This is a genomic window from Stenotrophomonas sp. YJH_SMC_20 (genome assembly GCF_059367845.1).
On record NZ_JCAFRG010000001.1, the window covers coordinates 60,219 to 86,099 of the forward strand.

Sequence of the window (25,881 nt, forward strand, 5' to 3'; positions counted from 1 at the left end):
GTCTGCCGCGCGTGAACTGTCACATTTACGCAATCTTTACCTTCTAGCCTGCGCGCATCTTCCCACCTGCCTGCAAGGCTCCTCTCCATGAAACTGCATCACCAACTCCTGACGGTGGCCGTGGCTGCTGCGCTGTATGTGCCGGCTGCACACGCCGAAGTCGCCATCGACGTGATCGGCGGTTCGGAAATCACCTTCGAAGGCCTGGTCCAGGCCGACGGCAACTGGTTCCACAACGATGTGGTGGACCTCAACGGTGGCGACGCCGGCAACGGCAAGAACAGCGAATTCGAACTGCGTCGCGCCGAGCTGGTGCTCAAGGGCAAGGGCCCGGGCAATGTGGAGTGGGTGGTCGGCTATGACGCCAAGGCCGACAAGTTCCTCGACACCAACGTGAAGTACAAGCTGCTGGGCAACGCCAACCACTTCCTGCAGCTGGGCCAGTTCAAGCAGCCCAACAGCCTGGAAGAACTGTCCAGCACCAAGAACAACGATTTCATTTCCAAGGCAGCGGTCACCAATACCTATGCCATCGCCCGCCGCCTGGGCGGCGCGTACAGCTACGGCCAGGACAACTGGTCGGTGACCGCCAGCGCCTTCGGCCGCGAGCTGACCCGCAACCTGGCCCACGGCAGCGGCTACGGCGCGCGTGGCACCTGGGCCCCGATCAATGAAAAGGGCCAGGTCCTGCACTTCGGCCTGAGCTACGTCAACTACGACGCCGACGCCGACACCCTGCGTGTGCGTGCACGTCCCAATGCCGACCTCGCCACTGCCCGCCTGGTCGACAGCGGCAATCTGACCGACACCGACCGCGTCAGCACCATCGGTGCCGAAGCCATGTACTTCCAGGGCCCGTTCAAGGCCCAGGCCGAGTACTACACCAGCAAGGCCAAGCGCTACGACCACGACAACTACACCAGCGACGGCTACTACATCAGCGGCGTGTGGAACGTCACCGGCGAGACCTGGAGCTACAAGGGCGGCACTCCGGGCACCGGCCTGCCGAACAACCCGGCCGGCGGCCAGTGGCAGCTGGGCGTGCGCTACGACCACATGGACCTCAATGACGGCAACCTCGCCGCCAATCCGGTCGCCGGTCGCCCGCCGATCGTCGATGGCGTGCTGGGTGGCAAGATGGACATCTGGACCGTGGGCGCGAACTGGTACCTGCGTTCCAACTTCAAGCTGATGCTCAACTACGTGATGGTCGACAGCAAGAAGTACAGCTCCACGGCGCGCGGTTTCGTCAACGACGATCCCAACATCCTGGAAGCCCGCGCGCAGTTCTTCTGGTAAGTCCCGCCACCTGCATTGAACCGCGAAGGCACGGCACCGGCCGTGCCTTCGTCGTTGCATCGGCACCCGCGCTGCCCAGCCGGCGCAGCGGACGTGACATCCCTCATGACGCATGTCACGCCCGCGTCATATGACAGACGCGGGCGTGTCACGCAACCGTTATGGAATGTGCACCGAAACGTCGGGCAACCGCCCTTCGACCACCACCCCAGGAGTCTCCCCGTGATCCACGCCTTCAAGTCGCGCGCCGCTGTCGCCATCCTGGCTGCATCGTCCGTGTTCGCCGCCAACGCCGCCGATATCACCGGCGCGGGCGCATCGTTCATCTACCCGGTCATGTCCAAGTGGTCGGCCGACTACAGCGCCGCAACCGGCAACAAGGTCAACTACCAGTCCATCGGTTCCGGCGGCGGCATTGCCCAGATCAAGGCCAAGACCGTTGATTTCGGCTCCTCCGACGCGCCGCTGAAGCCGGAAGACCTGGCTGCTGCGGGCCTGGCGCAGTTCCCGTCGGTGATCGGCGGCGTGGTGCCGGTGGTCAACGTGGCCGGCATCGCGCCGGGCGCGCTGAAGCTGGACGGCGCGGTGCTGGCCAACATCTTCCTGGGCAAGATCAAGACCTGGAACGACCCGGCCATCGCCGCGCTGAACCCGGGCGTGACCCTGCCCAACGCCAAGGTCACCGTCGTGCATCGTTCGGACGGCTCGGGCACCACCTTCAACTTCGTCAACTACCTGTCCAAGGTCAGCCCGGAATGGAAGAGCTCGGTCGGTGAAGGCACCTCGGTGCAGTGGCCGGCCGGCATCGGCGGCAAGGGCAACGAAGGTGTTGCCGCCTATGTGAAGCAGATCAAGGGCGGCATCGGCTATGTCGAACTGTCCTACGCGCTGCAGAACAAGCTGTCGTACACCGCGATGAAGAACGCCGCCGGCAAGTTCGTGCAACCGAGCGACACCTCGTTCGCTGCCGCTGCCGCCAGTGCCGACTGGGCCAACGCCCGCGACTTCTACCTGGTGATGACCAATGCGCCGGGCGCCGAGTCCTGGCCGATCACCGCCACCAACTTCATCCTGGTGCAGAAGACGCCGAAGAATGCTGCCAATGGCAAGGCGACCCAGGAATTCTTCCGCTGGGTCTACAAGAACGGCGATGCCCAGGCCCGCCAGCTGGACTACGTGCCGCTGCCGGACAGCCTGGTGCGCCAGATCGAGACCTACTGGTCGCAGAACCTGAAGTAAGCGCGTTCCCCCGCAGGAACGGGGGCGGCGGGTCCTCTCTCCCCCGCCGCTCCCACCCGGGCGCGAGATCCTCGAGATCTCGCGCTCTTCTTGTTCTTGGGGATGCGCCTGACTCTGTAGAGCCGAGCCACGCTCGGCTGCGCTCTGGAGCGTGCGGACCAACGGTCCGCAGCTACCGAGGGCAGGGAACAGCCGAGCGCGGGCTCGGCTCTACCTTGCACCGGCCGTCATATCAGTGCGCAGATCCGGGGTTTCCGGGCACCTGCCGGATCGGCGCCAATCCTGTGAAACCCTTGTCAGAACGTGATCCAGGGCACCTCTGTCATGGTCGTAATACGGCTGTAACAAAAACATCATTTCATAGCCGCATCCGCCGACCACGTCGGCTCTTCCCCGCTATGGAGTGACCATGAAACTGCACTCGGCCGGCCTTGCCGCCCTTTCCCTGGCCATCGCCCTGGGCCTGTCGGCCTGCGGTGGCGACAAGCAGGCCGCGCAGCAGCCGGCCACTGACGCTGCCGCTGCCCCCGCCGCTGCCGGTGCCAAGGTGACCGCCGAAGTGTCCGGCGCGGGCGCGTCCTTCATCTTCCCGCTGGTCTCCAAGTGGTCGGCTGACTACAACGCCAGCACCGGCGCCAAGATCAACTACCAGTCGATCGGCTCCGGCGGCGGTATCGCCCAGATCAAGGCCGGCACCGTCGACTTTGGTTCGTCCGACAAGCCGCTGAGCAGCGAGGAGCTGGCCCAGGCCGGCCTGGCGCAGTTCCCGTCGGCCATCGGCGGCGTGGTGCCGGTGGTCAACATCGAAGGCCTGGAAGCCGGCAAGCTGCGCCTGAGCGGCGCCCTGCTGGCCGACATCTTCCTGGGCAAGGTCAAGACCTGGAACGACCCGGCCATCGTCGCCGCCAACCCGGGCGTGAAGCTGCCAGACGGCAAGATCACCCTGGTCCACCGTTCGGACGGTTCGGGCACCACCTTCAACTTCTCCAACTACCTGTCCAAGGTCAGCCCGGAGTGGAAGAGCAAGGTCGGCGAAGGCACCTCGGTGCAGTGGCCGGACGGCGTCGGTGGCAAGGGCAATGAAGGCGTCGCTTCCTATGTGAAGCAGATCAAGGGCTCGATCGGCTACGTCGAACTGGCCTACGCGCTGCAGAACGGCATGCCGTACACCGCCATGCAGAACGCGGCCGGCAACTGGGTCGAGCCGAGCGCGGAAACCTTCGCCGCCGCGGCCGCCAGCGCCGACTGGGCCAGCGCCAAGGACTTCAACCTGGTCATCACCAATGCCCCGGGCGAGCAGGCGTGGCCGATCACCGCCACCAACTTCATGCTGATGCAGAAGAAGCCGAAGGATGCCAAGCGCAACCAGGACACCCTGGCCTTCTTCAAGTGGGCCTTCGAGAACGGCCAGGCGCAGGCCAACGAGCTGCACTACGTGCCGCTGCCGGCCGAACTGGTCAAGCAGATCGAGGCCTACTGGGCGACCGAACTGAAGTGAGGGACTCGACGGTGCCCGCCCCGCGCGGGCACCGCTTGTTCCACGCCGTGCCGCCCCGCCCCTTCCTGGCCCAGCCGTCCCCATGAATGCCATCGCCCAGCCTGTAGCCGCCCCGTCCACGCGTGATGCGCGTGATGCCCGCAACGACACACTGTTCCGATGGGTGCTGGTCGGCACCGTCATCTTCGTCCTGATCGCCCTGGCCTGCGCCGCGCTGTCGATGCTGTGGGGCGGTCGCCATGCCCTGCAGATGCAGGGACTGAGCTTCTTCTTCTCCGCCGACTGGAATCCGGTCGAAAACAAGTTCGGCGCTCTGGCTCCGATCTACGGCACCCTGGTCACCGCCGTCATCGCGATGGTCATCGCCGTGCCGGTCAGCTTCGGCATCGCCTTCTTCCTCACCGAAGTCGCGCCGCGCTGGCTGCGTGGCCCGGTCGGAACCGCCATCGAACTGCTGGCCGGCATCCCTTCGATCATCTACGGCATGTGGGGCCTGTTCGTGCTGGTGCCGGTGATGACCGAGTACGTCACCCCGTTCCTCAACGAGACCCTGGGCGAATGGCCGGTGATCGGCCCGATGTTCCAGGGCCCGCCGCTGGGCATCGGCATGCTCACCGCCGGTTTCGTGCTGGCCATCATGGTCATTCCGTTCATCTCCTCGGTGATGCGCGAAGTGTTCCTGACCGTGCCGACCCGCCTGAAGGAATCGGCCTATGCGCTGGGCTCCACCAAGTGGGAAGTGAGCTGGGACATCGTCCTGCCCTACACCCGTTCGGCGGTCATCGGCGGCATCTTCCTCGGCCTGGGCCGCGCGCTGGGCGAAACTATGGCGGTGGCCTTCGTGATCGGCAACAGCGTGCGCCTGTCGCCGTCGCTGCTGGAACCGGGCACCACCATCGCTGCGCTGATCGCCAATGATTTCGGCGAAGCCACTGAGACCTACCGTTCGGCACTGCTGCTGCTCGGCTTCGTCCTCTTCATCGTCACCTTCGTGGTGCTGGCCATCGCCCGCCTGATGCTGATGCGCCTGTCCCGCAAGGAGGGCAACTGATGTCCACCACCGCTGATTCGCTGTACCTGCGCCGCCGCATCGGCAACGTCGTTGCGATCACTGCGTCCTGCGCCACCGCCCTGTTCGGCCTGTTTTTCCTGGGCTGGATCCTGTTCACCCTGGCTGCCAAGGGCCTGGCCGGCATCAACTGGGATCTGTTCACCAAGATGACGCCACCGCCGATGCAGGACGGCGGCCTCGCCAACGCCTTCTTCGGCAGTGCCGTGATGTGTGCACTGGCCATCGGCATCGGCACCCCGCTGGGCGTGCTGGCCGGCACCTGGCTGGCCGAGTATGGCAACGCCCGCAAGGCCGGCACCGTGGTCCGCTTCGTCAACGACATCCTGCTGTCGGCGCCGTCCATCGTGCTGGGCCTGTTCGTCTACACGCTGTATGTAATGCAGACCGGCGGCAATTTCTCGGCGTTCGCCGGCGCCCTGTCGCTGGCCTTCATCGTGCTGCCGGTGGTGGTGCGCACCACCGACGAGATGCTGCGCCTGGTGCCCTCGCAGATGCGCGAAGCGGCCCTGTCGCTGGGCATCCCGCAGTGGAAGGTGATCGTGCAGGTGCTGTACCGCAGTGCCTCGGCCGGCATCATCACCGGCATCCTGCTGGCGCTGGCCCGCATCTCCGGCGAGACCGCTCCGCTGCTGTTCACCGCCTTCGGCAACCAGTACTGGAACAACAACATCTTCCAGCCGATGGCTTCGGTGCCGGTGGTGATGAACCAGTTCGCCGGCAGCCCGTACGAATCCTGGCAGGTACTGGCCTGGGCCGGTGCCCTGGTGCTGACTGTCTTCGTGCTGCTGGTCAGCCTTGCCGCCCGCGGCATCCTGCTGCGCAACCGTATCTCCCATGACTGACCTTTCCGTGGACAACGCCATGAACGACCTTTCCAACGCCGTGCCGATGCAGCGCATCGCCGTGCCGTCCTCGCACGAGAGCCTGCACACGCCGTCGCCGGTGAAGCTGGCTGCGCGTGGACTGGACTTCTACTACGACAAGTTCCACGCCCTGAAGGGCATCAACCTGGAAATCCCGGAAAAGCGCGTGACCGCGCTGATCGGTCCTTCCGGTTGCGGCAAATCGACCCTGCTGCGCATCTTCAACCGCATCTACGCGCTGTACCCGAAGCTGGAAGCGCGCGGTGAAGTGCTGCTGGACGGCGAGAACATCCTGTCGCCGAAGTACCCGATGAACCGCCTGCGCAGCAAGGTCGGCATGGTGTTCCAGAAGCCGGTGCCGTTCCCGATGACCATCTTCGAGAACGTGGCCTATGGCATCCGCCACCACGAGAAGCTGAGCAAGGCCGACATGGCCGACCGCGTCGAGCAGGCACTGCGCCAGGGTGCACTGTGGGACGAAGTGAAGGACAAGCTGGGGCAGAGCGCGCTGGGCCTGTCCGGTGGCCAGCAGCAGCGCCTGTGCATCGCCCGTGCCGTGGCGCTGCGCCCGTCGGTGCTGCTGCTGGACGAGCCGACCTCGGCGCTGGATCCGATCTCGACCAGCCGCATCGAGCAGCTGGTGGAAGAGCTCAAGCACGAGTACACCATCGTCATCGTCACCCACAACATGCAGCAGGCCGCGCGCGTTTCCGACTACACCGCCTTCATGTACCTGGGCGACCTGATCGAGCACGACCGCACCGAAGTGATCTTCTCGCAGCCGTCGCAGCGGCAGACCGAGGACTACATCACCGGTCGCTTCGGCTGATCGACGCTTATCCTTCGCCACATGTCCCAGCCAGGCACGGCCTGGCTCCACCCGGATTTCAGACCATGAACCTTCCCAACGACCACATCGTCAAGAGCTACGACGAAGAGCAGCAGCGCCTGGTGGCCGAAATCGTGCGCATGGGCGAGATGGCCGTCGCCCAGCTCGAAGCGTCGATGGACGTGATCGAGAAGCGCGACGAGAACGCCGCCCATCGCATCATCGCCAACGACGAAGCCATTGATGCGCTGGAGCAGCAGATCAGCCATGACGTGATGCGCCTGGCCCTGCGTGGCCCGATGGCGCGCGACCTGCGCGAAATCCTCGCTGGCCTGCGCATCCCGGCCGACATCGAACGCATCGGCGACTATGCAGCGAACGTGGCCAAGCGTTCGATCGCGCTGGGCAAGGTGCCGCCGCTGCCGCAGATCCAGGGCCTGCGTGCGCTGGGCCGCCTGGCGGCGCAGCAGGTCCGTCGTGCCATTGCCGCCTACCGCGACAACGACGCCGACGCCGCACTGGAACTGCGCGAGGACGACGCCCGCCTGGACGCGCAGTACACCGCGCTGTTCCGCGAGCTGCTGACCTACATGATGGAAGACCCGCGCAACATCACCCCGTGCACGCACCTGCTGTTCATGGCCAAGAACCTGGAGCGCGTGGGCGACCACGCCACCAACATCGCCGAAAACGTATGGTTCCTGGTGCACGGGGAGCAGCCGCTGCCGCCGCGCGAGAAGCGCGACGAGACCTCCAGCACCGGCCAGCCCTGACGCTGCACTGCAACACCGGAGTCGACTCCAAGGTGGCCGCTGTCCTGGTGACAGCGGCCTTCTTGTTTCTGGGCGTTCCGGCGATTCATCCACGCATGGCGTGGATCCACCGGGAACCGTGTTCCCCTTCTGTAACAAACCTCACGAAAATTTGAGGTCTTGGCGAGGATTCGTTGAGTAGGATCGCTGCACCATCGTTTCCACCGGCATCCCTGCCGGCCACCCGGGCACCCGCCCACACCACCCAGGAGCACGACCGATGAGCAGTTCCAACAAGACCCTGTCCCTGCTGACTGCTACCGCCCTGGCCGCCGGCCTTGGCATCACCGCCAATGCCTCGGCGCTGAGCATGAGCGACCTCGCCCAGGGCTATCTGGTGGCTGGCCAGGCTGCCAAGGCCAGCACCGATGCCAAGGGCGCCGAAGCCAAGACCTCCGCAGAGGCCGCCAAGCATGCAGAAGGCAAGTGTGGCGCAGATGGCAAGTCCGCCGAAGGCAAGTGCGGCGCCGACAAGGGCAAGGCTGCCGGTGCGGCAGCAGGCGCCAAGGCTCAGGCCGGCGACAAGAAGGCCGCCGAAGGCAAGTGTGGCGAAGGCAAGTGCGGTGGCAAGCACTGAGGTCCGCGCCAGCATCGCCAACCTGCGGTCGCCGCTTCGTGCGGCGGCCGTCGGGTTGGGGCTGCGCCGGGCGCTGTTGCAGGAGCTGCGCGATGCACCGGCTAGCGATTTCGATTTCCTCGAATGCGCGCCGGAGAACTGGATCCATGTCGGCGGCCCCGCCGGTGACGCACTGGCCGAGCTGGCACAGCGCCATCCGCTGAGCTGCCACGGCCTGTCCCTGTCGCTGGGCGGCACTGCGCCACTGGATACGCAGCTGTTGGAGCATGTTGGCCAGTTCCTGGAAAAACACCGCGTGCCGCTGTACAGCGAACACCTGAGCTACTGCAGCGACGACGGCCACCTGTACGACCTGCTGCCGATCCCCTTCACCGATGAAGCGGTGCGCCATACCGCCGCACGCATCGCCCGCGTGCAGGACGTGCTGGGTCGCCGCATCGCGGTGGAAAACGTGTCCTACTACCTGGCACCGGAACCGGCGATGGACGAACTGGCCTTCACCAACGCCGTGCTTGCCGAAGCCGACTGCGACCTGCTGCTGGACGTCAACAACGTCTACGTCAACGCCTGCAACCACGGTTACGACGCCGACGCGTTCATCGCTGGCCTGCCCGCAGACCGCATCGTCTGCCTGCACGTGGCCGGGCACCTGGACGAGGCACCGGACCTGAAGATCGATACCCACGGCAGCGCGGTGATCGACCCGGTCTGGGAGCTGCTGGCACGCACCTATGCGCGCATCGGCGCTCGCCCCACCCTGCTCGAACGCGATTTCAATTTCCCGCCCTATGCCGAACTGCGCGGCGAACTGCAGACCATCCGCCGCCTGCAGGCCGTGCACGCGGAGGCGGCATATGGCTGATACCCCCGCCACGCTGCGTGCGCAGCAGCACGCATTCACCGCCTATCTGCGAGATCCCCAGGGCGTGCCGCCACCGGGCGGGCTGGAGCCACGGCGCGTCGCGGTCTACCAGCGGCTGCTGTTCAACAACCTGCTCGGCCTGTTGAGCAACGGCTTTCCGGTCTGCGTGCGCCTGCTCGGCGTATCAGCCTGGAGCGGACTGGTGCGCCACTACTTCGCAACCCATCGCTGCCAGACGCCGCTGTTCACCGAACTGGCCGCCGAATTCGTGCAGTGGCTGCAGGCACAGCCGCAGCTGCCACACCCTGCGCTGGCCGAACTGGCCCACTACGAGTGGGTGGAAACCGCGCTGTACCAACTGGACGCCGAACCGCTGCCGGTCGTAGCGGACATCGACCCGCTGCGGGTGCCGCTGCAGCGCTCACCGCTGGCGTGGCCGCTGCTGTACCAATGGCCGGTGCACCGCCTCGGCGCCGAGGACGCACCTACCCAGTTGCCGGCCGAGCCGACCGGCCTGCTGGTGCGTCGCGAGGCCGATGGCGAGGTGCGCTTCGCCGTACTCAGCCCGCTGGCGGTGTACCTGCTGTCCAGCATCGGGGAGCAGCCCGGCCTCGATGGACATGCCTATCTGAAGCAACTGGCCGCCGCGCATGGCCTGGCCGAACAGGCGCTGGCCGAACCCGGTGCCGCGCTGCTGCAGCAGTTCCTGCGGGCCGGCGTGATCGGCCCTTTGACCGCACCTGCCTGACACCTCCCTTCCCCGCCCCGGAGATGCACCGATGAAGCTCCCGCCCCTGGCCACCGCGCGTGGCCAGCTGGACCGTCTCGCCCCCTGGTTGGCCCCGCTCGGCCTGCGGCTGCTGCTGGCCTGGGAATACTTCGAATCCGGCCGCGAGAAACTGCAAGGCCAGAACTGGTTCGCCGATCTGCAGGACGCCTTCCCGTTTCCGTTCAACCAGCTGCCCGCTGCCCTGAACTGGCAACTGGCCACCTGGTTTGAACTGCTCGGCGCAGCCTGCCTGCTGTTCGGTTTTGGTACCCGCTTTGCCGCTGCCAGCCTGCTGGTGCTGACCGTGGTGGCCACCTACGCCGTGCACTGGCCGATGCAATGGAACTCGCTGGGCGACCTCGCGATGGGGTATGCGATCAGCGACCAGGGCTACGGCAACTTCAAGCTGCCGGTGCTGTTCATGGCGATGCTGCTGCCGCTGGTCTTCACCGGCGCAGGCAGGCTGAGCGTGGATGCGTTGCTGTGGCCGTGGCATCCGTCGGGTACGACGGCACGTCCCGCGGTCCGGTAGATCCGACCTTGGTCGGCGCATCGCGTGCCAACCAAGGCTGGCACCTACCGGGTTCTGCCACGGTGGCGGGCATGGGCTGCGTGGCCGGGCGCTCAGGGTCGCTCTGCTAGAATTCACGCATGACCGACCCCATTCCCGCACCTGCCGCCGCTCCCGATTCCGCAGTATCCCAGGCGCAGCGCGCGATGTCACAACGCTTCCGCGGTTTCCTGCCGGTGGTGGTGGATGTGGAAACCGGCGGCTTCGACAGCCAGCGCAACGCGCTGCTGGAAATAGCCGCAGTGCCGATCGAGATGGACGAGAACGGCCTGCTGTACCCGGGCCAGACCGCCAGCGCCCATGTAGTGCCGGCCGAAGGCCTGGAGATCGACCCGAAGTCGCTGGAAGTGACCGGCATCATCCTCGACCATCCGTTCCGGCTGGCCAAGGAAGAAAAGGCCGCACTGGACCACATCTTCACCCCGGTGCGCGCAGCAATGAAGAAGTACGGCTGCCAGCGCGCGATCCTGGTCGGCCACAACGCCCATTTCGACCTTGGCTTCGTCAACGCCGCCGTGGCCCGCACCGGTCACAAGCGCAACCCGTTCCATCCGTTCAGCGTGTTCGACACGGTCACCCTGGCCGGCATCGCCTACGGGCAGACCGTGCTGGCGCGCGCCGCCACGGCCGCCGGGCTGGGCTGGGATGCCAACGAGGCACACAGCGCGGTGTATGACACCGAACAGACCGCGCGGCTGTTCTGCACCATCGCCAACGCCTGGCCGCGGTAAGGCAGCCAACGGCGCAACCGCATCCACGCAGTGCGGACCAACGGTCCGCACCCACCACTCACCGCACGGTAGATCCACGCCACGCCTGGATCCGATCAACCAATACTCGTACGATCGCGGCCATCGCTCTTGGCGCGGTACAGTGCGCGGTCTGCGCGCTGGTACAGCAGCGCCGGGGTGCGGTCGTCGGCATCCAGCTCCACCAGGCCCGCGCTGAAGGTCACGCGCAGGCCTTCCACACCGGCCCAGTCCGGGTGGTCATGGAACAGGCCGCGCAGGCGTGCGCACAGCTGTGCGGCCTCTTCCAGGCGGGTGTCGTTGAGCAGCAGCGCGAACTCTTCACCGCCGGTGCGCGCCGGTAGGTCCGAATCGCGGCAGGCCGCAGCGATCAAGCGCGCCACCTGCACCAGCACGGCATCGCCGATGCTGTGGCTGTGGCGGTCGTTGACGTCCTTGAAGTGGTCGATATCCAGCACCACCAGGCACAGTGGATGACCACTGCGCTGCGAACGGGCGAAGTCGCGGGCAAGGGTTTCGTCGAAGGCGCGGCGATTGGGCAGGCCGGTCAGTGCATCCTCGCGGGCCTGCCGTTCAAATGCCTCAGCCTGGCGTGCCAGGCGCTCGGCCAGTTCGGTCTTTTCCTGGTTCAACGCCTGCAGGTGCACGGTCTTGGCCTGCAGGTCGAAAGTTGCTTCGTCCACCCGACGTGCCAGGCGCAGGTTGCTGGCCTTCAACTGCTGCAGCAGCAAGCGGTACAGCGCCACCAGCCCGGTCAGCAGCACCAGTGCCCCCAGCACCTGCACGCTGCGTCGCTGCCACCAGAACGGCTCCACGGTGAAGCTCCACACCGCCTCCTGCTGGCCCCAGCTGCCACCGGGATGTGCCGCCGCCACGTGCAGGGTGTATTCGCCCGGCGGCAGGCCGACGAACTCCACGCTGCGCTGCGGGCCGCGCTCGACCCAGCCGGCATCAAGCCCATCCAACCGCGTGCGGTAACGGATCCGGTCAGACATCAGGTAGCTCAGGCCGACATAGCTGACCGCCAGGCGGCGGCCACCGGGAATGGCGTTGCGATCCGGTCCTTCCCAATGCACCGGCGCGCCATCCACCTGCACGCTCTCGATCGCGGCGGGCGGCGATGGCCGCTCGCGGAAGCGCTGCAGGCGCTGCGGATCAACCGTGCTCAGGCCACCGGCAGTCACCACCCAGAACGTGCCGTCCTGGCGCAGGATCGCCGAAGGCCCCGAGCTGCCGTTGGCCTGCGCATTGGCCATGCCGTCGATCTCGTTGTAGCGCTCCACCATCACCCGGGGTGCTCGGCCATCGGCCACCGCGTTCAGGGTAGCCATGTCGGTGCGCAGCACGCCTCGGTTGCTGCTGACCCACACGTTGCCAAGACGATCAGGCACCAGCTGGAACACCGCGTCCACCGGCATACCCTGCTCGAGCCCCACCCGCGCCAGCATCCCGTTCCGCCAGCGGTACAGGCCACGGTCGCTGCTGATCCACATCGCGTCGCCCAGCTGGTGGAAGCCGAACACGCTGCGGCCACCGCCCATCGGCGCGAGGTCGATCGACTGCACGTGGTCGCCGCGCAGCACGCGGATTCCCTCGATGGTGCCGATCCACAGGTTGCCCTGATGATCGTGCTCAAGCGCGGTGATCAGGCCGCCGGGCATGCCCGCCATGCTTGATACCTGCACACGGTCGCCGTCGATGCGGACCACGCCCTTCTGCGTGCCGGCCCAGACCACGCCCTGCGGGTCTACGCTGATCGCGCGGATGTTGCCGCCCGGCATGCCATCGGCAGCGGCGTAGTTGTGCCGCAGCCGGCCGTCGGGACCAAGACGGTAGACGCCATCGCCGAACGTGCCGACCCACAGGTCACCGCCCGGTCCCTGCGCCAGGCTGAGCACCGAAGGTGCCTTGCCACCGCGGTTGTGCAGGGGCATCGCACGGAAGCGGCCGTCGGCCGTCTGCAGATCGAGGCCGCTGGCGCTGCCCACCCAGAGCTGGCGGTCGCGGTCCTCGAACACGGTGCGCACATAGTCGCCACTGAGCCCATCGCGCTCGGTGTAACTGCTGAACAGCGTTTCGCGCAGGCGGTACAGCCCGCCGTTGGCGCCCACCCAGATGCTGCCCTCGGCGTCCTCGCGCAGGCTGACCACGCGTCCGCCCGGCAGGTTCAGGCCTGCCGGCAGCCGCTCCAGGCCATGTGCGGAGATGCGCAGCAGGCCCTGGTTCTCGGTGCCCAGCCACAGGTCACCATGGCGATCCTGCAGCATCGAGGTCATGTGCAGCTGCCCCGGCAGACGGTGCATCAGCACCAGCTGGTCATCTTCCACCCGGTACAGGCGCTCGCCGGCGACGATCCACAGCGCACCATCCGGCGCACGGTAGGGCCATGAAAGACCACTGCCGGCCCCCAGTCCCCAGGCTGCGGGCGCGCGTTTGAGCACGCCGTCGTTGTCGCGCAGCACCAGCCCGTCCAGCGTACCGACCCAGACCCGGTCCTGCGCATCGACCACCAGCTTGGTGAAACTCATCGCCATCGGAAGGTCGGCCGCCGGCGCCTGGTAGACGATGCCATTGTCCGGTGTCAGATAGCCGATGCCCTTGCCCTCGTACAGCAGCCACAGCCGGCCCTGGCTGTCCATCTGCATGGACTGTATCAACACCTGCGGCGTATCGGCCTGGTGCTCCCAGACGCGCCACTGGCCATCGCTGCCACGGTGGCTGACGTTGCCGCGCGAATCACTGATCCACAAGCCACCCTGGCGGTCGACGAACAGCGCACCGATGCCGTTGTCGCGCAGGCCCGGGCGGGTGCTGCGGTCGAACACGGTGAAATCCAGGCCGTTGTAGCGCACCAGGCCTTCCCAGGTCGCGAACCACAGGTGGCCTTCGGGGGTCTGCGCGATGTCACGCAGCGAGTTGTGCGGCAGGCCATTGCGCGAGGTCCATACATCAATGGCATAGTCGCGCAGCGGCGGCGCCCCTTCCTGCGCAGCCACCGGCAGCGCGAGGGCCAGCAGCAGGCACAGCAGGCCCTGTCGCAGCCATCGACCGATATCTGATCCGCGGCGCTCCGCCCAGCGCCGGATGTCCCCCTGTGCGGCCATCAGTGCAGCGGCGGCGGCCAGGCAGGGCTGCCGTGCCTGGCAGCGTGCGGGAACGGCCGGGCAGCGCGGAGCGGCATGCCGGCGGGAACGGGCTGGCTCATCGGGGGGGAACTGGGAAGTTGGGCAGATGATAGGCCAAAGCCGGCCCACCGCGTCACCATCGCCAGCTGCGAAGGCTCAGCCGGCGCGCCCCGGCGGCGTCACCTGGGCGCTGGCCGGCCACTGCACCACCGCCTCCAGCCCGCCTTCGGCACGGTTGCGCAGCCACAGCCGCGCCCCATCCTTCTCGGCCAGGGCGCGGGCGATGGTCAAGCCCAGCCCGGCCCCGCCGGTCTGGCGCGAACGCGAGGTTTCCACCCGCACGAAGGGATCAAACACCGCCTCCAGCTGCTCCTCGGCCAGGCCCGGGCCATCATCGGCCACCACCACGGTGATCGCACCCCCACTGCGCTCGACCCGTACCCGCGCCCGTTGCGCATACATCACCGCATTGTCCACCAGGTTGGAGAACAGGCGGTGCATGGCCAGCGGGCGCAGCATCAGCACCGCCCCGCTGCCGCCTTCGAAGACCACATCGGCGCCGCCTTCGGCGGTGTCCTCGACAATGCTCTCCAGCAGCGAATCCAGGTCCAGTGCTGCACGCTGCTCGGCACTCTCGGCACTGCGGGCCAGCTCCAGGCCCTCGCGCACCAGTGCCTGCATCGCGGCCAGATCGCCAATCAGGCGCTCACGCAGGGCCTCGTCGCTGACATTCTCCAGCCGCAGCCGCAGCCGCGTCAGCGGCGTCTGCAGATCGTGGGTGATCGCTGCCAGCATCTGCGTGCGCTCGGCCAGGTGCCGCTGCAGCCGGTGCTGCATGGCGTTGAAGGCTTCGGCGGCGCGCTGCACTTCGCGCGGCCCGCGCAGCGGCAAGGGATCGCGCTGCAGGTCGTCGCCCAGGTCTTCGGCGGCAGCGGCCAACTCCTGCAGCGGCGCGCTTGCAATGCGCGCGACGATATAGGCCAGCACCGCGATCGCCAACACCAGCAGGGTCAGGAACCACGGGTCAACGGCGAGGATGCCGTTGTGCGCTACCGCCGGCGAATCCAGCGCCAGCTTCAGCAGCGTGCCATCGGTGAGCGTTACGTCCACCGCGCGGCACTTGGGCGGAATGAACGCCGGATCACGCTCGCGCGGGTGCTTGCGATGCCCGGGCGGCGGCGGCAGCAGTTCCTGCAGCTTGGGGATGCAGGAGCGGAATGAAGCGAAGTGCACGTGCGCGCGTGCGACCGGGCCTGGCCGGTCATCCAGCACTTCCATCAGAGCTGTATCGGCCCGCCCCAGGCGCGCGCCGGGTTGCAGGGCGCGGACGCTGGGCCCACCGATCTCGAGCAGGCGCTCGCGCAGTTCCGGATTGCCGTCCAGCAGGTTGACGTAACCCTGCAGGCGGTCGGCGATGCGGTTCAGGTTCTGCCGCTCGAACTCCTGCTGCCGCTTGGAGGTGGCGAGCATGGTCGCGCCGATCGCGGCCACGCTCATGCCCAGCAGCAGGATCACGAACAACCGCCCGACCATCGAGGACAGGAAATGGCGCAGGCGTTTCATCGCGGCCTATTCCAGGTTCACCGAGGAGGCCAGTACATAGCCTTCGTTGCGAACGGTCTTGATCAGCCCATCCGGGCCACCGTCGTCGCCCAGCTTGTTGCGCAGCCGGCTGACCTGCAGATCGATGGCACGGTCCTGTGCCTCGTAATTGCGCCCGCTGCTGAGCGCGACCAGCTGCTCGCGCGACAGCACTTTGTTGGCATGGGCAATGAACACCCGCAGCAGCCGGAACTCGGCGCCGGACAGCACCACCACGCGGTTGTCCGGGTCAACCAGATGGCGGTGTTCCAGGTCGAACACCCAGCGCGAGAAGCGCGCACGGCGAATCGCCAATGGCTCCAGGTTGGCCGGCAGCGCCTCGGTCCGGCGCAGCACATTGCGGATGCGCGCCAGCAGCTCGCGCGGCTCGAACGGCTTGGCCAGGTAGTCATCGGCGCCCATCTCCAGGCCCAGCACGCGGTCAATCGGCTCGGCACGAGCCGTCAGCATGATCACCGGCGTGTTCGAGCGCGCGCGCAGGTCGCGGCACAGGGTCAAGCCATCCTCACGCGGCAGGTTGAGGTCGAGCACGATCAGGTCCACGTGCTCACGGTCCAGCAGCTGGCGCATGGCGGTGCCATCAGCCGCCATGCTCACCTGGTAGCCGGCGCGGCCGAGCTGCTCGGCCAGCAGGGTGCGGATGTCATTGTCGTCGTCGACGATCAGCAGTCGATGCATCGTGTTTTCAGTCTCCATGTCGCGATCATCCCGTGTCGGCAGCTGAACCGCATCCGGGGCAATGCGTACCAGTGTATCCACCGATGGTCGGGATACCTGTGGTTACGCCTGTTTGCCGACAGTGTTACATAGAGACATACCCCGAGGATTGAGCCGCCTGTCGCCCGGTCTTCACAATGCCCACCAACGCCGCCCGCGCGGCCCCGAGAGTGAAGCCACGACGTGACGTTCCGCCTGCTGCCCGCGACCCGCCGGGGTCGCCTGATACTGGTCGCCCTGCTTGCCCTTGCCGTCGTTGCAGCCGCCTGGTGGCTGCTGCGCAAGCCGGCCGTCCCGGCGGTGGCGACCGCGCCCGTCAGCCGTGGTGACATCGAGCAGACAGTGGAGGCCACCGGTGTGATCGACGCCTACAAGCTGGTCAGCGTCGGCGCCCAGGCCTCGGGCCAGATCAAGTCGCTGAAGGTACAGCTGGGCGACACCGTGAAGGAAGGCGACCTGATCGCCGAGATCGATGCCACCACCCAGCAGAACCAGGTGCTCAACGCGCAGGCCTCGCTGGACCAGGTCACCGCGCAGCGCGCCGTGCAGCAGGCCACCCTGCGCCAGGCCGAACTGGAATTCGCGCGCCAGCAGCAGATGCTGGCTGCCGAAGCCACCTCGCGCCAGGAATATGATGCCGCCGAGGCGCAGTTGAAGACCGCCCGTGCCCAGCTGCAGTCCTAAGAGGCGCAGATCAAGGGCCGCGAAACAGAACTGGGCACCGCCCGCGCCAACCTGGCCTACACCCGCATCACCGCGCCGATGGACGGCACCGTGGTGGCGGTGGTGGCGGAGGAAGGCCGCACCGTGAACGCCAACCAGACCGCACCGACCATCGTGATGCTGGCGCGGCTGGACGTGGTCACCGTCAATGCCGAGATCTCCGAGGCCGACGTGGTCAAGATCAAGCCCGGCATGCCGGTGTACTTCACCACGCTGGGTGACCCGGACCGCAAGTACCACGCCACGCTGCGCCAGATCAATCCGGCGCCGGCCTCGATCGCCAACGAAAGCTCCTCCAGCTCCAGCAGTTCGTCCAGTTCCAGTTCCAGCAGCGCGGTCTACTACAACGCGCTGTTCGACGTGGAGAATCCGGACGGCACGTTGCGCATCGACATGACCGCGCAGGTCTCGGTACTGCTCAAGCAGGCCAAGGGCGTGCTGATGGTGCCGGCGGTGGCGCTGGGGCCGAAGCGCCGTGGCGACGAGCGCATGGTGCGGGTGCTGGACGACAAGGGCCAGCCGCAGCCGCGCAAGGTCACGGTGGGCATCAACAATGGCGCCTCCGCCGAGATCCTGTCCGGGTTGAAGGAAGGCGAGCGCGTGGTGGTCGGCGAAGCCAGCGCCGCCGGTGCCGGTGCCGGTGGCGGGAACCGAGGCGGCATGCAGATGCGGGTCGGCGGCCCGGGCATGGGGCCGCGCCGATGAGCACGACGGCGCCGCTGCTGCGCCTGCGCGACCTGCGACGCGAGTTCCCGGCCGGTGATGATGTGATCGCCGTGCTGCGCGACGTCAATCTCGACATCCATGCTGGCGAGATGGTGGCCATCGTCGGCCAGTCCGGCTCGGGCAAGTCGACACTGATGAACATCCTCGGCTGCCTCGACCGCCCCACCCGCGGCAGCTACCAGGTGGCCGGCCGCGAGACCGGAAAGATGGCGCCGGACGAACTGGCCGAACTGCGCCGCGAATATTTCGGTTTCATCTTCCAGCGCTACCACCTGCTCGGCGACCTCGACGCGCGCGGCAATGTGGAAGTGCCGGCGGTGTACGCCGGCAGCCCGGGCGCAGTGCGCAATGCGCGTGCCGAGCAGCTGCTGCAACGCCTGGGCCTGGGCGACCGCATGCATCACAAGCCCGGCCAGCTGTCAGGTGGCCAGCAGCAGCGCGTGTCGATCGCACGCGCGCTGATGAACGGCGGCGAGGTGATCCTGGCCGACGAACCCACAGGCGCGCTCGATACGAAATCCGGTGAGGAAGTGATGGCGATCCTCGGCGAACTGCATGCCGAAGGCCACACCATCATCATCGTCACCCACGACATGAGCGTGGCCCAGCACGCACAGCGCATCATCGAGATCCGCGATGGCGAGATCATCGCCGACCGCGCCAACCCGAATGCGCCGGCCTACCGTGCGCAGCGCGAAGCCAGTACCGGGGCCGCCCACGGCAACAGCTGGCGGGCGGCCCGAGACCGCTTCTCCGAAGCGTTCCGCATGGCGCTGCTGGCGATGAACGCCCATCGGCTGCGGACCTTCCTGACCATGCTCGGCATCATCATCGGCATCGCCTCGGTAGTGTCGGTGGTGGCGCTGGGCAACGGCTCGCAGCAGCAGATCCTGCAGAACATCAGCGCGCTCGGCACCAACACCATCGACGTCTATCCCGGCCGTGGTTTCGGCGACATGCGCTCGGCCCGGGTGCAGACGCTCAAGGCCAGCGATGCCGATGCACTGGCAAAGCAGAGCTACGTGGACAGCGCCACCCCCAGCGTATCGACCTCGGTCACCGCGCGTTATCGCAACCAGTCGTCGACCGCCCAGGTCAGCGGCGTCGGCGAGCAGTTCTTCCGGGTCAAGGGCGTGACTCTGCTCAGCGGCAGCTTCTTCGATGCCGATGCAGTCAAGGGCCTGGGCCAGGTGGCGGTGATCGACGAGAACACCCAGGCCCAGTTCTTCCCCGATGTCGACCCGGTCGGACAGGTGATCCTGCTCGGCAACGTGCCGGCACGCGTGGTCGGCGTGGCCAAGCGCCAGAGTTTCGGCTTCGGTGGCAGTACCAGCCTCAGCGTGTGGGTGCCGTACACCACGGTGATGTCGCGCATGCTCGGCCAGAGCCACGTCTCCAGCATCACCGTACGCGTGGACGACGACACACCGATGGATGCGGCGCAGGAAGCAATCACCCGCCTGCTGACCCTGCGCCATGGCACCGAGGACTTCTTCCTCAGCAACAGCGCGGAGATCCGCCAGACCATCGAGCAGACCACGCGCACGATGACCCTGCTGATCGGTGCCATCGCCGCCATCGCACTGCTGGTCGGTGGCATCGGCGTGATGAACATCATGCTGGTGTCGGTGACCGAGCGCACCCGTGAGATCGGGGTGCGCATGGCGGTGGGTGCACGGCAGAGTGATATCCGCCAGCAGTTCCTGATCGAGGCAGTGCTGGTGTGCCTGCTCGGCGGCGTGCTCGGCATCGGCCTGGCGCTGCTGCTGGGCTCGATGATCGGCCGCTTCGCCAGCGATTTCCAGGTGCTGTTCTCCACCGCCTCGATCGTTGCCGCGTTCGCCTGCTCGACCTTGATCGGCGTGGCGTTCGGCTTCCTGCCCGCACGCAACGCCGCGCAACTCGATCCGGTGGAGGCCCTGGCCCGCGAATGAAGAAGATGATCCGACTGCCCTTCCCCGCTCCCCGGCAGCTGCTGCCGGCCGGTGCGGTTGTACTCGCCCTGTCCGGCTGCGCCTCCGTCGGCCGCTATCCGGTGCATGATCCGGCCGTGGCGGCGCAGTATGGGCGTGGCGATGCCACCCTCAATGCACCGGCCGACGGCCCGCGCAGCAGCCTGGATACACCCGGCCGCGACATCCGGCAGGACACCTGGTGGACCGGCTTCGGCGATGAACGCCTCGACCGTCTGGTGGCGCAGGCGCTGGCCGCCAACAGCGATCTGGCCGCCGCCGGCCTGGCCGTGCAGCGTTCACGCCTGCAGGCCGGCCTGGCCAGCAATGCGCTGTGGCCGCAGCCTTCGTCATCGGGCGTCAGCGGCAGTGCCAGCCGCGCCACCGACCAGGCCGATGACTGGCGCCGCAGCTATTCCACCGGCGTCTCGCTGGGCTGGGAAGTGGACCTGTGGGGGCGCCTGCGCACCCAGCGCGACATCGCCCGCTGGGAAGCCGAAGCCAGCGAGGAAGACCGGCAGAACACCGCGCTGCTGGTGATCGGCGACACCATCACCCAGTACTGGAACCTGGCCTATCTCAACCAGTCCATCGCCACCGGCCAGGCCAACCTGGAGCGGTTGGAACGTACCCGCGAACTGGTGCAGGCCCGCTTCGACGCCGGCGCGGTATCGCGCCTGGAAGTGCGCCAGGCGCTGCAGAACCTGCAGTCGCAGCGCTCGGCGCAGAGCGGGCTGGAACAGCAGCGGGTGGAAGTGCGCAATGCACTGACCGTACTGCTGGATGGCACGCCCTGGCCGCAGCAGGACGAACCGCAGGACCTGCTGGGCGCACGCAGCCCGGACATCGTCGAGGGGTTGCCGGCCGACCTGCTGGGCCGCCGTCCCGACCTGCGCGCGGCCGAGCTGCGCCTGCGCAACAGCCTGAAGACGATCAAGGTCACGGCAACCCAGTATTACCCGGCGTTGAGCCTGACCGGCAGCCTCGGTTCCAGCGCCACCTCGCTAGGCAATGTGCTGCGCAATCCGGTGGCCACGCTGGGCGCGGGCCTGTCACTGCCGTTCCTCAACCTGCAGCGCGCGCAGCTGGATACCGACATCGCCGGCACCGCCTACCAGATCGCCGCGGCCAACTTCCGCAAGACGCTGTACACCGCGCTCTCGGAAGTGGACAACGCGCTGTCGGCACGCGAGCAGCTGGCGCGGCAGGTGGCGGCCTCGCAGGCGTCGTATGACGAAGCGGTGGAAGTGGAACGCGCGCAGGAAGTGCGTTACCGCGTGGGCGCGACCGACCTGCGCACCTGGCTGGAAGCGCAGCAGACCCGGCGCGATGCCGAGCTGTCACTGGCGCGCGCGCGGCAGGGCCAGCTGAACAACGATGTGACCCTGTTCAAGGCGCTGGGCGGCAGCGCGGGATAGCGGCTACTGTGGAGCCGAGCCCATGCTCGGCTGCTTCCTTGATCGGGTATGCGATCGCCGAGCGTGGGCTCGGCTCTACAGATCAGCCGCGCTGGCGCACGGCCTCGAACAGGCTGACGCCGGCGGCGACGGAGACATTCAGGCTCTCGATCTCACCCGGCATCGGGATCTTGACCAGGCCATCGCAGTTCTCGCGGGTCAGGCGGCGCAGGCCATCGGCCTCGCCCCCCAGCACCAGGGCGATGTTGCCCTTCAGGTCCAGCTGGTACAGCGAAGCGGTGGCTTCGCCGGCCAGGCCATAGATCCACACGCCCTGCCTCTGCAGGTCCTTCAGGCAGCGCGACAGGTTGGTCACCGCCACCACCGGGATCAGATCGGCGGCACCGGCCGAAGTCTTGCGTACGGTCGCGTTCACCGTGGCCGACTTGTCCTTGGGGATGATCACTGCGGTTGCACCGGCCGCAGCGGCCGAGCGCAGGCAGGCGCCAAGGTTGTGCGGGTCCTGCACTTCGTCCAGCACCAGCAGCAGGGCCTTGCCCTCGGCTGCGGTGACCAGGCCTTCCAGCTCGTTCTCGCTGTAAGTGCGGGCGGCGGCATAGCGCGCGGCCACGCCCTGGTGGCGTACCGAACCGCCGACACCGTCCAGCGCCTGGCTGTTCACCTTGCGCACGTCGATGCCCTTGCGGCGGGCGTTTTCCTCGATCTCGGTCAGGCGCGGGTTCTTCGCACCGGCCTCGACCAGCACTTCGCGGACGTTCTCGGCGTCGTTCTCGATGGAGGAGGCGACGGCGTTGACGCCGACAATCCACTGGCTGTTCTTGCTCATGCGGGCGGGGACCGGAAAGGGGGTGGCTATGGTAGAGCATCGGCGGCGGCCGCGCTTCGCGCTCGCCGGGCATGGCCCGGCGCTACCGGCCGTTCATCCCCCGGCTGAACGGCTGCGCGGCGGCCAGTGCGGGGTGTCGTGGTCGGGGTGCTGGTGGGACACGATCGTGGCCAGGAAATCCAGCGCGGCGATGTCTTCCTCGGTACGTCGCGCCGGCAGGCTGGCCAGGCTGTCGACGAAGGGCAGCTTGCGCTCGACTCCGTACTGGATCGTCGGCGGCAGGCGTTCGGGTTCGTCAAACGCACCGGCAGCCACCGCCACGCCATCGGGCGCTTCGTAGGTCAACGGCGTGCCGCAGTCGGCGCAGAACCCGCGCCGCACCACGTTGGAGGACTGGAAATAGCGCGGCTGGCCGCGGGTCCAGCTGAACTGCACGCCCCGCACCGACACCAAGGGCGCGTAGTACGCACCAAAGGCCTTCTGGCACATGCGGCAGTGGCAGATCGAGCTGTGGGTCAGCTCGCCACGGGCCTGGAAGCGGATCGCACCGCACTGGCAGCCGCCGCTGTATTCGGGTTGGCCCTGCATGGTGCGTTCCTCCAAAGCGTCGTGCCAACCAACGGTTGGCACCTACCAGGTAACGTGGGGTGCCGACCGTTGGTCGGCACGTCTCTCAATACTGCTTTTTCGTACGCTTGGCCGGCTTGCCACGCTCCGGCAGCGGCGGCAGGCCATCGCCCTCGTCCTCACCCTTGTGCTCGACCAGGCGGAAGTCGATCTTGCGCTCTTCCATGCTGGCCTTCAGCACCAGGATGCGCACGCGGTCGCCCAACCGGTAGCTGCCGCCGCGGCGCTCGCCGGTCAACGTCTTGCGGGTCGCGTCGAACTTGTAATAGTCCTGCGGCAGCTGGGTCACGTGCACCAGGCCCTGCACCTTCGACTCATCCAGCTCCACGAACAGGCCGAAGCTGGTCACGCCGCTGATCACGCCGTCGAACTGGCCGCCCACGTGCTTTTCCATCCACGCCGCGCGGTAACGCTCGTCGACCTCGCGCTCGGCCTCGTCGGCACGGCGCTCACGCTCGGAACACTGCAGCGCCAGCGCAGCCATTTCGCGCGCGTTGTAGGTGAACTTGTCCAGCGGCTTGCCGGACAACGCGTGCTTGATCGCGCGGTGTACCAGCAGGTCGGGGTAACGGCGGATCGGCGAGGTGAAGTGCGCGTACGCCTCCAGTGCCAGGCCGAAATGACCGTGGTTTTCCGGGCTGTAGATCGCCAGGCTCTGGCTGCGCAGCAGCACCGATTCCAGCAGCGTGGCATCGGGGCGGTCGCGGATCTTCTTCAGCAGCTTGGTGTAATCGCCCGGGCGCACCTTCGACCACGGCGGCAGGCTCAGCTTGAACTCCTTGAGGAATTCGAGCAGGTCGGCGTACTTGGTTTCCGGCGGCTTCTCGTGGATGCGGTACGGGGCCGGCACATGGCGCGACAGCAGATACTTCGCCGCCTCCACATTGGCCGCGATCATGCATTCCTCGATCAGCTTGTGCGCGTCGTTGCGCACCAGCATGCCGGCCTGGGTCACTTCACCGCGGTTGTCCAGCACGAAGCGCACTTCACTGCTTTCGAATTCGATGGCACCGCGCTTGGCGCGTGCCTTGGACAGCACCTTGTACAGCTGGTGCAGGCGCTGCACCTGCGGCAGCAGGTCACCCATCCAGGCCTTGGTATCGGCATCGTCCTCACCCACCGCCTTCCGCACCTGGGTGTAGGTCAGGCGCGCATGCGAGTTCATCACCGCTTCGTAGAAGCGCGAATGCGTGACCAGGCCGTCGCGGTCGATCTGCATGTCGCAGACGAAGCACATGCGGTCGACCTTCGGCATCAGCGAACAGATGCCGTTGGACAGCGTCTCCGGCAGCATCGGCACCACGAAGCCCGGGAAGTACACCGAGGTGGCGCGCTTCTGCGCTTCTTCGTCCAGTGGCGTGCCGGGCCGGACGTAGTTGGAGACATCGGCAATCGCCACCACCAGCCGGAAGCCATCGACGTTCGGCTCGCAGTACACCGCGTCGTCGAAGTCCTTGGCATCTTCACCGTCGATGGTGACCAGCGGCATGCTGCGCAAATCGACGCGGTCGCCGATCATCGCCGGTTCGACCACCAGCGGCACCGACGCCGCTTCGTCCAGCACTTCCTGCGGGAATTCGAACGGCAGTTCATGGCCGTGGATGGCGGTCTCCACCACCAGCGAGGCGGTCAGCTTGTCGCCGAGCACGGCAATGATGCGGCCGATCGGCGGACGGCGGCTGTCCGGCGCCTGGGTCAGTTCGCAGACCACCAGCTGGCCGTCGCGCGCACCACCGGTCTGGTCCGGCGGCACCTGTACGTTGCGCTGCACGCGCTTGTCATCGGGCACCACGTAGTTGATGCCCATCTCGACACTGAAACGGCCGATCAGGCGGGTCATGCCGCGCTCAAGCACGCGGGCGATGCTGCCCTCGCGGCGGCCACGGTGGTCGATGCCGGTCACACGGGCCAGCACCTTGTCACCATGCATGACCTTGCGCATTTCATACGGTGGCAGGAACAGGTCGTCGCCACCCTCGACCGGGCGCAGGAAGCCAAATCCTTCCGGGTTGGCGATCACCACGCCGGTGACCAGGTTCAGGGTCTGGATCGGGGCGAAACCGCCACGGCGGTTCTGCACCAGCTGGCCATCACGGACCATGGCACCGAGCCGGCGCGACAGCGCCTCGGCCCGGTCCGGTGCGGTCAGGCCCAAGCGTGCGCCCAGTTCCTCTGCCGTCTGCGGCCCTTCGCAACGCTCCAGCAGGGCCAGGATGGCTTCGCGGCTGGCGATGGGCTGTTCGTACTTCTCGGCTTCGCGGGCGGCATAGGGATCGTCGATCACCTTGCCGGTCGGCGGCAACTTGCGGCCCGGGGCCGGGCCCGGTACGTCGCTGCTGCGGACCTTGCGGCCACGCGGCGGTGCGCCGCCTTCACTCAATTCGGGGAACCAGCCCGGCAACGGCTTGCCCGGCTTGGTGGCGCGGGCCGTGCCCGCCTTGGCGCCCTTCTTCGGGGCCTGGCTGCGGGAGGTGCTCCCGCCCTTGCTTGATTTTTTGGTAGTCATCGCCCTACATGGTAGCCGTTGACGGCGTGCAGAACGGGTCAGTGGCCGTCTTGAAGGCCTTGCGTGAAAAATATTCAGGAAGTCGTTGACAGCCTGCGAATTCATCTTCACAATTGCGCCTCTGGAACGCCCAGGTGGCGGAATTGGTAGACGCACTAGTTTCAGGTACTAGCGGGTAAAACCGTGGAGGTTCGAGTCCTCTCCTGGGCACCAACGAAAAAACTCCTCGCTTCGGCGGGGATTTTTTTTGCCTGCAATCCAGCAGCGGGGTCGAATTCCTTTCCGAAGGAAAGGGCTCCGACCCAAGCGATTGAGATGGGGTCAGAGCCCGCTCCGCACGCGAAACGGGGTCCGACACCGGATCCAGAAAAAGTGTTGACACCCCCATAACAACACCCCATAATCTCGCTCCTCGACGCCCAGGTGGCGGAATTGGTAGACGCACTAGTTTCAGGTACTAGCGGGTAAAACCGTGGAGGTTCGAGTCCTCTCCTGGGCACCACGTCGAGAATGAGAAAA

General features: G+C 66.9%; 19 protein-coding genes, 2 tRNA genes and 2 pseudogenes. 17 read left to right on the top strand and 6 right to left on the bottom strand.

The window, feature by feature from the left end:
• The first annotated feature begins 87 nt into the window (after positions 1-87).
• The 12 genes from AC5P6A_RS00300 to rnt all read left to right on the top strand — a co-directional run bounded on the left by AC5P6A_RS00300 (position 88) and on the right by rnt (position 11,122).
• Positions 88-1,299, top strand: a complete 1,212-nt coding sequence (locus AC5P6A_RS00300; RefSeq protein ID WP_049411264.1) for an OprO/OprP family phosphate-selective porin — start codon at positions 88-90, stop codon at positions 1,297-1,299.
• Positions 1,300-1,521: 222 nt separating this feature from the next.
• Positions 1,522-2,538, top strand: coding sequence for a phosphate ABC transporter substrate-binding protein PstS (gene pstS, locus AC5P6A_RS00305; RefSeq protein WP_005415897.1), 1,017 nt, complete (start codon positions 1,522-1,524; stop codon positions 2,536-2,538).
• A gap of 409 nt (positions 2,539-2,947) precedes the next feature.
• Positions 2,948-4,036 (top strand): phosphate ABC transporter substrate-binding protein PstS, encoded by a 1,089-nt coding sequence (gene pstS / locus AC5P6A_RS00310; RefSeq protein ID WP_180877515.1) that lies wholly within the window; start codon positions 2,948-2,950, stop codon positions 4,034-4,036.
• An 82-nt stretch (positions 4,037-4,118) separates the two neighbouring features.
• Entirely contained in the window at positions 4,119-5,087 is a 969-nt protein-coding gene (gene pstC / locus AC5P6A_RS00315; protein WP_019659079.1) for a phosphate ABC transporter permease subunit PstC, read from the top strand.
• Positions 5,087-5,950 (top strand): phosphate ABC transporter permease PstA, encoded by an 864-nt coding sequence (gene pstA / locus AC5P6A_RS00320; protein WP_005415894.1) that lies wholly within the window; start codon positions 5,087-5,089, stop codon positions 5,948-5,950. The genes pstC and pstA overlap by 1 nt, the downstream gene beginning before the upstream one ends.
• 19 nt (positions 5,951-5,969) lie before the next feature.
• The gene (gene pstB / locus AC5P6A_RS00325) at positions 5,970-6,800 is read left to right on the top strand and encodes a phosphate ABC transporter ATP-binding protein PstB (protein ID WP_005408788.1); all 831 of its coding nucleotides are present in this window, start codon (positions 5,970-5,972) and stop codon (positions 6,798-6,800) included.
• A 65-nt stretch (positions 6,801-6,865) separates the two neighbouring features.
• Positions 6,866-7,573, top strand: a complete 708-nt coding sequence (gene phoU, locus AC5P6A_RS00330; protein ID WP_005408787.1) for a phosphate signaling complex protein PhoU — start codon at positions 6,866-6,868, stop codon at positions 7,571-7,573.
• A gap of 259 nt (positions 7,574-7,832) precedes the next feature.
• Positions 7,833-8,189 (top strand): HvfA family oxazolone/thioamide-modified RiPP metallophore, encoded by a 357-nt coding sequence (locus AC5P6A_RS00335; RefSeq protein WP_058979473.1) that lies wholly within the window; start codon positions 7,833-7,835, stop codon positions 8,187-8,189.
• The gene (locus AC5P6A_RS00340) at positions 8,176-9,051 is read left to right on the top strand and encodes an HvfB family MNIO-type RiPP peptide maturase (RefSeq protein WP_164143956.1); all 876 of its coding nucleotides are present in this window, start codon (positions 8,176-8,178) and stop codon (positions 9,049-9,051) included. The genes AC5P6A_RS00335 and AC5P6A_RS00340 overlap by 14 nt, the downstream gene beginning before the upstream one ends.
• Positions 9,044-9,799, top strand: coding sequence for an HvfC family RiPP maturation protein (locus tag AC5P6A_RS00345; RefSeq protein WP_134734947.1), 756 nt, complete (start codon positions 9,044-9,046; stop codon positions 9,797-9,799). The genes AC5P6A_RS00340 and AC5P6A_RS00345 overlap by 8 nt, the downstream gene beginning before the upstream one ends.
• A 31-nt stretch (positions 9,800-9,830) precedes the next feature.
• Positions 9,831-10,352, top strand: coding sequence for an HvfX family Cu-binding RiPP maturation protein (locus tag AC5P6A_RS00350; protein ID WP_021204120.1), 522 nt, complete (start codon positions 9,831-9,833; stop codon positions 10,350-10,352).
• A gap of 185 nt (positions 10,353-10,537) precedes the next feature.
• On the top strand, positions 10,538-11,122 hold the full coding sequence (gene rnt, locus AC5P6A_RS00355) for a ribonuclease T (RefSeq protein ID WP_005408782.1): 585 nt from the start codon (positions 10,538-10,540) through the stop codon (positions 11,120-11,122).
• Positions 11,123-11,217: 95 nt separating this feature from the next.
• On the opposite strand, the gene AC5P6A_RS00360 is transcribed toward rnt, so the two are convergent.
• From AC5P6A_RS00360 to AC5P6A_RS00370, 3 genes are all read right to left on the bottom strand, one after another.
• Positions 11,218-14,244 (bottom strand): two-component regulator propeller domain-containing protein, encoded by a 3,027-nt coding sequence (locus AC5P6A_RS00360; protein WP_180877514.1) that lies wholly within the window; start codon positions 14,242-14,244, stop codon positions 11,218-11,220.
• Between the two features lie 177 nt (positions 14,245-14,421).
• Positions 14,422-15,828, bottom strand: coding sequence for an ATP-binding protein (locus AC5P6A_RS00365; protein ID WP_495222195.1), 1,407 nt, complete (start codon positions 15,826-15,828; stop codon positions 14,422-14,424).
• Between the two features lie 6 nt (positions 15,829-15,834).
• Positions 15,835-16,563 (bottom strand): response regulator, encoded by a 729-nt coding sequence (locus AC5P6A_RS00370; protein ID WP_134729471.1) that lies wholly within the window; start codon positions 16,561-16,563, stop codon positions 15,835-15,837.
• Positions 16,564-16,767: 204 nt separating this feature from the next.
• On the opposite strand from AC5P6A_RS00370, the pseudogene AC5P6A_RS00375 reads away from it, so the two are divergent.
• The 3 genes and pseudogenes from AC5P6A_RS00375 (at position 16,768) to AC5P6A_RS00385 (ending at position 21,403) form a co-directional block, all read left to right on the top strand.
• Positions 16,768-18,012 (top strand): annotated as a pseudogene (locus AC5P6A_RS00375) (efflux RND transporter periplasmic adaptor subunit).
• Positions 18,009-19,967 carry a MacB family efflux pump subunit gene (locus AC5P6A_RS00380; protein WP_134729469.1) on the top strand — a complete coding sequence of 653 codons (1,959 nt, stop codon included), beginning with the start codon at positions 18,009-18,011 and terminating at the stop codon, positions 19,965-19,967. The pseudogene AC5P6A_RS00375 and the gene AC5P6A_RS00380 overlap by 4 nt, the downstream one beginning before the upstream one ends.
• Entirely contained in the window at positions 19,964-21,403 is a 1,440-nt protein-coding gene (locus AC5P6A_RS00385; RefSeq protein ID WP_346714697.1) for an efflux transporter outer membrane subunit, read from the top strand. Before AC5P6A_RS00380 ends, AC5P6A_RS00385 begins: the two co-directional genes overlap by 4 nt.
• Positions 21,404-21,485: 82 nt before the next feature.
• Here AC5P6A_RS00385 and rlmB read toward each other — a convergent pair whose 3' ends face one another.
• The 3 genes and pseudogenes from rlmB to rnr all read right to left on the bottom strand — a co-directional run.
• Positions 21,486-22,229: a 23S rRNA (guanosine(2251)-2'-O)-methyltransferase RlmB gene (gene rlmB / locus AC5P6A_RS00390; protein ID WP_019659091.1), complete on the bottom strand. Its 744-nt coding sequence runs from the start codon at positions 22,227-22,229 to the stop codon at positions 21,486-21,488.
• Positions 22,230-22,322: 93 nt separating this feature from the next.
• A complete protein-coding gene (locus AC5P6A_RS00395; RefSeq protein WP_019659092.1) occupies positions 22,323-22,817 on the bottom strand; it encodes a GFA family protein in 495 nt (164 codons plus the stop codon).
• A gap of 85 nt (positions 22,818-22,902) precedes the next feature.
• Positions 22,903-25,131, bottom strand: a pseudogene (rnr, locus tag AC5P6A_RS00400) (ribonuclease R); the annotation flags it as partial.
• Positions 25,132-25,490: 359 nt separating this feature from the next.
• Here rnr and AC5P6A_RS00405 point away from each other — a divergent pair.
• Both AC5P6A_RS00405 and AC5P6A_RS00410 read left to right on the top strand, forming a co-directional pair.
• Positions 25,491-25,575: transfer RNA gene (locus AC5P6A_RS00405), tRNA-Leu, on the top strand.
• A 204-nt stretch (positions 25,576-25,779) separates the two neighbouring features.
• Positions 25,780-25,864 (top strand) — tRNA-Leu (locus tag AC5P6A_RS00410).
• The last annotated feature ends 17 nt before the right edge of the window (positions 25,865-25,881 follow it).